The 6387-nt window shown below is 58.3% G+C and carries 4 protein-coding genes and 1 pseudogene; 1 reads left to right on the top strand and 4 read right to left on the bottom strand.

Features of this window, described 5'->3' with window-relative positions:
• Nucleotides 1–267 precede the first annotated feature (267 nt).
• A complete protein-coding gene (locus tag HU750_RS08490; RefSeq protein ID WP_186678547.1) occupies nt 268–1566 on the top strand; it encodes a PucR family transcriptional regulator in 1299 nt (432 codons plus the stop codon).
• Nucleotides 1567–1615: 49 nt separating this feature from the next.
• Here HU750_RS08490 and HU750_RS08485 read toward each other — a convergent pair whose 3' ends face one another.
• The 4 genes and pseudogenes from HU750_RS08485 to HU750_RS08470 all read right to left on the bottom strand — a co-directional run bounded on the left by HU750_RS08485 (nt 1616) and on the right by HU750_RS08470 (nt 6332).
• Nucleotides 1616–2998 (bottom strand): NAD(P)/FAD-dependent oxidoreductase, encoded by a 1383-nt coding sequence (locus HU750_RS08485; protein ID WP_186678545.1) that lies wholly within the window; start codon nt 2996–2998, stop codon nt 1616–1618.
• Nucleotides 2999–3056: 58 nt separating this feature from the next.
• The gene (locus HU750_RS08480; protein ID WP_186678543.1) at nt 3057–4451 is read right to left on the bottom strand and encodes an amino acid permease; all 1395 of its coding nucleotides are present in this window, start codon (nt 4449–4451) and stop codon (nt 3057–3059) included.
• Nucleotides 4452–4668: 217 nt separating this feature from the next.
• Nucleotides 4669–4977 (bottom strand): annotated as a pseudogene (locus HU750_RS08475) (OprD family outer membrane porin); the annotation flags it as partial.
• A gap of 38 nt (nt 4978–5015) precedes the next feature.
• Complete coding sequence (locus HU750_RS08470) at nt 5016–6332, bottom strand: MFS transporter (RefSeq protein ID WP_186678541.1); 1317 nt, start codon at nt 6330–6332, stop codon at nt 5016–5018.
• Nucleotides 6333–6387 lie beyond the last annotated feature (55 nt).

Genomic DNA, 6387 nt, shown 5'->3' with positions numbered 1-6387 from the left:
TTCTATAACCCCAAGCGTCGACACAGCAGTGCTATGCAGCTGTCGCCAGTAGAGTATGAGAAACGCTATTTTCTGAGCTTGGAGAGTGTCTAGTAAACCAGGGGCGATTCACATTGACTATTGGATTTACTCTCTCTCCTCCCTGTCGCACACTGCGGTGAAGTCGGAGCTCGGCTCCGCTGGCTGTGGATTATCCCGCTTATTCTGGCAATGCTCGCCTGTCTGTGCAGAGTGCGTTGCTTTATCCGCGTGACACGAGAGCTTCTAATGCTGACGGTGCAAAATCTAATTGCTATTGATCCACTGAAACTGCAGGTTGCCGCCGGCATGGCGGGTATCGGACGGACCATCACCTGGGCACATACGGTTGACCTGCCCGACCCATGGCGCTGGGTGTCACCGGGTGACCTGGTGATGACAACTGGCGTTGGCCTGCCACAGGCTTCGCAGCAGCAGGTCGAATGGCTGGAGCAACTGGTACAAAGCAACCCTAGCGCATTGGTTATCGCGCCTAGGCAAGATGCCCCAGACTTGACACAAGCACTGCTAGACGCTGCCGACAGACTGCATTTTCCGGTGCTGCGCGCGAGTTTCCAACTGGAGTTCGTCAAGCTTTCACACCAAGTGATTGAAAGTGTGTTGCAGGCACAGCGGGAACGGTTCAACGCCAGCGAACGGCTGTTTCAGACTTACGCAGAAGCACTGCGCAAGCAGCCAGAAATGGCAGGAAGGCTGTCGATCCTCGCCAATGCTTTGGGCATGAACCTGACCATCGAAGATGCCGTCAGTGGGCTCAAGATTGTCGAAGCCCAAACCCTATCCCCAGTGGATGTCGATCACATCGAACGCATACCGATCGGCGGTCGAGCCCGCGTCAATCTCATTATCTCGAGTAGCGCCAGGCGTTCGCCCGATGATTCCATTTTGGTGAGGTCATTGGCCGGTCTGCTGGGTGTCGAACTGGAGCGACTGATGATCCAGCGCGACCTGCAACGCGCAGAAGGTGCATCGCTGCTCCGCAGCTTGGTCGACAGTACAACCGAGTTTACTTTAGCGCTGCCGATGCTGGAGCGTCATGGGCTTACAGGCACATTGGTAAGTCTGGCGATACTGCCAGGCCCAGCCGGCCCATGGTCAATCGAAGATATTCATCACTCCCCTGCCCTGTACGCGCTAACGCCGTTGCTGTTCGTCGAGAACGGACTGTTGATGGCGCTAAGTCGAAATCAGACATCAATGTTTGAGGCATTGCGCACCAACCTCGGTGTCGGCACTGTGATCGGCGTTAGCGGGCCAATCTCAGCAGCAACGGGCCTACAGGAAAGCTTCCGACAATCCCGGCTCGCGCTTATTCAAGCCCAGGAAATAGACAAAGAAATCCTGGCTTATGGCGAGGTGGAAACCGGATTGATCATGGCACCCAAGTCGATGCCTGAAGCACGTGCACTTGTTGGTCGGTATCTGGGTCCATTGATTGAGCACGATCGTACCCAGGGTGCGGCACTGCTGACCACATTGATTACCTTTCTGCAAAACGACGGCAATTGGAAAGAGGCAGGGCCTTGATGTCGGCGTGCTTGATGATGGTGAACGAAGGCATAGGGTTTTCTCCTTATCAATGGGCGCCGGTGAGCTTTTCCAGCAGCATCGCGGTACGCGAAGGTTTGTGGGTGAAGCGTTCTTCGATATCACTCAGCGAGGCCGCTGCGAGGCCGGTGTTGATACCGAACCAACGCAAGGGTTCGCGCTCCCAGGATGGCGAGCGGTGGTTGACCAGAGGCAACGTGTTGATTTCCTCGTCGCGCTCCAAAATGAAGTTGCGCAGCAGACGCCCGGCCAGGTTGCTGGTGGCTACGCCATCACCGACATAGTTACCCGCCCAGGCCATGCGCTTATTGCGATCGATGCTCACAGTCGGGCACCAGTCGCGCGAGACGCCTAGCGCGCCGCCCCAACGGTGAGTGATGCGCGCATCTCGCAGCGCCGGGAAGAACTCGAGCAGCGTGTCGTAGATCTTGCCGTGGATGTTGTCCACCAGATCGTCCTCGGCAGACATGCGCGAGCCCCAGTTGTAGGGTGCCCCTCGACCACCGAAGACCAACCGGCCTTCCGCCGTCACCTGACCGTAAACGCGCAGGTGGCGCATGTCGTTGAAGGCCATGCGGTGATCGAGTTTGAGCTTGGCCAGCAGATCGCTAGGTAGTGGCTCGGTGGCCAGGACCAACGAGTACAGCGGAATGACAAAACGCGAGTGTCCGGGCTGTTGGGAAGTGAATGCCTCGGTGGCACGCACAGTCATTTCAGCGCGCACCGAGCCATGGGCGGTGTGCACCACCCCCGGCGCCATCTGAGTGACTGCCGACTGCTCATATATTTTCGCACCCAGGCCTTCAACCAGCTTCGCCAAGCCACGGACCAGCTTGCCCGGGTGGATCAGCGCACAGTGCTCGGTATAAAGGCCACCCAGCGTTTCTTGAGCACCAATACGTGTCTGGGCTTCAGCAGCCTCAAGCACGCGCCACTGATCGGGGAGCCCAAAGCGTGCCGAAGACTCGACGGCTGCTCGGGCTCGCTCCATCTGTGGTTTGCTACGTGCCAGCGACAAGAAGCCTTGCTTGGCATAGTCAGCGTCCACGCCTTCCAGGGCGAGAACGCGGCCAATCTCATCGACTGTTTCGTTCATTGCAGCCTGCAGATGCAGAGCCGCATTGTGCGAATACAGCTGCTCTACGCGGTGCAGCGAGATCGGGAAAATCGCCGATGCCCAACCACCATTGCGCCCGGAGGCACCAAAACCGACTTCGTTTTTCTCCAGCAGAACTACGCGCAGAGAAGGATCACTCTTGAGCAGGTAATAGGCCGTCCACAGCCCTGTGTAACCGGCTCCGACGATGACGACGTCGGCCTGGGCCGCGCCATCCAGTCGCTCACGCGACGGGCTTGGCGCGAACCACAGCGGTTTGTTGGGCAACTGGGACAATTCGTATTTCGCTGACATGCTGTTGGCTTCCCATTGAGGGCCCGGGTTCCGGGGTGTACTGATACGGCGTGGTTGGCTAAGCAGTGGTGACGGGCTGGCCTTCGACGGCTCGCTGACGCTTACGAGAGAGGCTCAGTACCAGGTACGAAGCAGCAATAGCGAAGATGGCTATCACGCACTGCAGCAGGCTCATCTGCATGGAGGGGTCGAATGCCATGCTGACCAGGACGGCGATGATCGAGGCAGTGACCAGCAGCGGCAGCCATGGGTGGGCCCACATGGCGAACTTCAGGCTGCCCTCTTCCACCCACTTGCGGCGCAGCTTGAGTTGCGACAGGCAGATCATCAGGTAGACAAACAAGAACACCGTGCCCGAGGAGTTGATCAGGAACTGGAACACCGTATCCGGCCACAGTGCTGCAATGACCACACAGCCATAGCCCACCAAGGTGGAGGCAAGCACGCCACGAACCGGCACGCCCTTTTTGTTCACGCCAGCAATCCAGCGAGGTGCCTCGTCATTGGAGGCCAGGACAAACAGCAAGCGCGAAGAGGTGTAGAGGCCGGCGTTGAGTACCGACAGCACGGCAACCAGAATGACCGCAGTGAGCATCTCGCCAGCACCGGGAATGCCAATGTGCTCCAGCGTGGTCACGAAGGGGGATTTGCCTGGGGTCAGGCTGGTCCATGGCTGGGCGACAACGATGAAGAAAGTGGCCAGTACAAAGAACACCAGGATGCGTACCATGACGGTGTTCACGGCCTTGCGGATGTTGCGAGTAGGGTCTTCCGACTCTGCCGCGGCGAGTGTCGCGACCTCGACACCTGTCATCGAGAAGATGACCACGACGACGCCCGTGAACAGCGCACCAACACCGTGGGGCAAGAAGCCGCCGTGCTGGGTCAGGTTGTCAAACGTGGCAGTCGAGTTCGGCCACAGATGGAACACGTACGCGCCCGCCACGAGCAGGAATACGACGATAGCGGCCACTTTAACCCCGGCGAACCAGTATTCGGCCTCACCAAAGGAGTGGACCGACATCATGTTCAGCAAGGTCATGCTGATCATGAGCCCCAGGGCAATGACCCAGACCGGAATATCCGGGAACCAGCCATTGATGATCTGGCCACCAACCACGGCCTCGAAGCCAACCACAATGACCCAGAAATACCAGTACAGCCAACCGGTCATGTACCCAGCCGGCCGGCCAAACGCCATTCGGGCGTAGTCAACAAAAGAACCTTTGGTGGGATGTGCCGCTGCCATCTCGCCGAGCATTCGCATTACTAGAGCGACGATGATGCCGGTTATGGCATAGGTGAGGAACGCACCCGGGCCGGTTGAGGCAATGACTGCGCTGGAACCGACGAACAGACCTGCACCAATAACGCCGCCAAGGGCAAGCATGCTGATATGGCGTGTTTTCAGTGATCGTTTTAGGCGCGGATCATGCTCTGACTGAATGGGCATGGGGTGTCTCCTTTTATTATTGTTCAACGCTTGAACAGGAGACTAAAACGCCTTTGCGGTACTGGAAATCGTTAAATGTTCAGGTTTGCGAGCATGGATTTGTACAAATGTATGATATCGAATGCAGCTACTTAGAGGCACCTTAGCTCCGCTTTGCCATGCTTGCCCGCAATGTTATAGATTGTTATGAAGCAATGCGGAGATGTAGAGATGCCAGCGGCAAGAGGCCGGTGCCGCTGCGGTCGGGCGAAGAGTCTAGCTTGATGCCCAACATACCGACTGCATCCAGGCCAAAGCCGACAACGCCATCGGAATAACCGGACTGCCACTTGAGCATGAAGCCCTGGGCCCACTCGGCGCGTCGCGACTGGCTGGCGGTATCACCATGGAAATCGCGGTCGAAGTAGAGGTTGCGCACCTCCAGGCTGCCCTTGCCGTCGTCGGCAAAGCCTGCCTGGGCCGCCTGGCACGCGCAGCCAAGCGCCGCGAGCATCAGCGATGCCCGCCGGGAGGAGGATACATTCATGGTTACGCCTTGTTTTTCTTGTTGGAAAGCGCTGTTGTTCAAGCCTTGGGATTTCTGACGCAGCGCATCACCACCAGGCAAGCGATCAGGATCAGCGGTGCAATCGACAGCATGCCCATGTAGCTGCTGCCGGTAAGGTCATTGATTTTACCAACCATCACCGGCGCGACGATGCCGCTCAGTTGGCCAACCGAGTTTATCGCCGCAGTGCCCGTGGCGATGGCCAGCCCTGAGAAAGTCGATTGGGGAATTGTCCAGAAGATCGGGATGGCGATGAATGTGCCTGCGGTGGCCAGCACCAGCGCAGCCATCATGGCCACCGACGAGTCGGAGTACAGGCAAGCCAACAGATAACCGCAAGCGGCGGCCAGAAGGCAGTACACCAAGTAGCGCTTGCGCTCACCCGTACGGTCGGATCGGCGGGTCAACCACACCATGCCAATGCAGGCCACTGCATACGGCAATGCCGACAGCACGCCGACCCACAGCATGTCCTGCACGCCGGACGACTTGATCAGGTGTGGCATCCAAAAGTTCAGGCCGTAGGAAGCAGTTTTCACCACGTAGTAAATGAACGCCATGATCGCCACTTCGCGGGTCAGCAGCACCTGCCAGATTGACCCCAGAATTGGTTTCTGCACGCGCCTGTCCTGAGCCAAGTTCTCCGCCAGCAGGTCTTTCTCCTGGCGGCTAAGCCATCTGGCCGACTCGATGTCGCGGTCAAGCTTCCTTAGCACCAGCAGCCCCAGAAACACGCATGGCAAACCCGACATCAGAAACAGCCAGTGCCAGCCCGCTAGGCCCAATACACCATCCATGGTTCCCAGCAGGAAGCCCGCAGCCGGCCCGCCCACCGCCCCGGCCAAGGGCACGGCAAGGAACCACAGGCCGTTCATTTTTGCCAAGTGTTTCTTAGGGAACCAGCAGGCCAAGTAGAACAGGATCGCCGGGCCGAAACCCGCTTCCATTACTCCGATCAGAAAGCGCAGGAAATACAGCGTGTAATGGGTGTAGGCGAATACCAGGGCCGCCGTGGCCAGGCCCCACGACACCATAATCCGGCAGATCCAGGCCGGCGCCCCGTAGCGCTTGAGGCCCAAACTGCTCGGCACTTCGAACAGCACGTAGCCGATGAAGAACATGCTCGCGGCCAGTCCGTAGGCGGCGTCGCTCAGGCCCAGCTCAGCCTGCATCTGAGTCTTGGCGAAACTGATGTTGATGCGGTCGAAGTAGGAAAAAAGGAAACAGATGATGGCCAGCGGCATGATGCGCCAAGCCACGCGGCGGTAAAGCAGCAGTTCGTCGATGTGGCTGTCGGCGCGCTCGCGCGCCACTTCGCCAGTCAAGGCAACCATGGTGAATCTCCATTTTTGTAATTATTGGAGAGCGACGGCGCCCGTTGAGGGCGCC

The organism is Pseudomonas sp. SWRI50, from assembly GCF_014269095.1.
Lineage (GTDB): Bacteria > Pseudomonadota > Gammaproteobacteria > Pseudomonadales > Pseudomonadaceae > Aquipseudomonas > Aquipseudomonas kermanshahensis.
This window is presented reverse-complemented; position numbering and strand designations above follow the sequence as displayed.

Coding starts and splice junctions, on each gene's coding strand:
- HU750_RS08485 (WP_186678545.1), bottom strand. CDS start 2,998: ATGTCAGCGAAATACGAATTGTCCCAGTTGCCCAACAAACCGCTGTGG.
- HU750_RS08480 (WP_186678543.1), bottom strand. CDS start 4,451: ATGCCCATTCAGTCAGAGCATGATCCGCGCCTAAAACGATCACTGAAA.
- HU750_RS08470 (WP_186678541.1), bottom strand. CDS start 6,332: ATGGTTGCCTTGACTGGCGAAGTGGCGCGCGAGCGCGCCGACAGCCAC.
- HU750_RS08490 (WP_186678547.1), top strand. CDS start 268: ATGCTGACGGTGCAAAATCTAATTGCTATTGATCCACTGAAACTGCAG.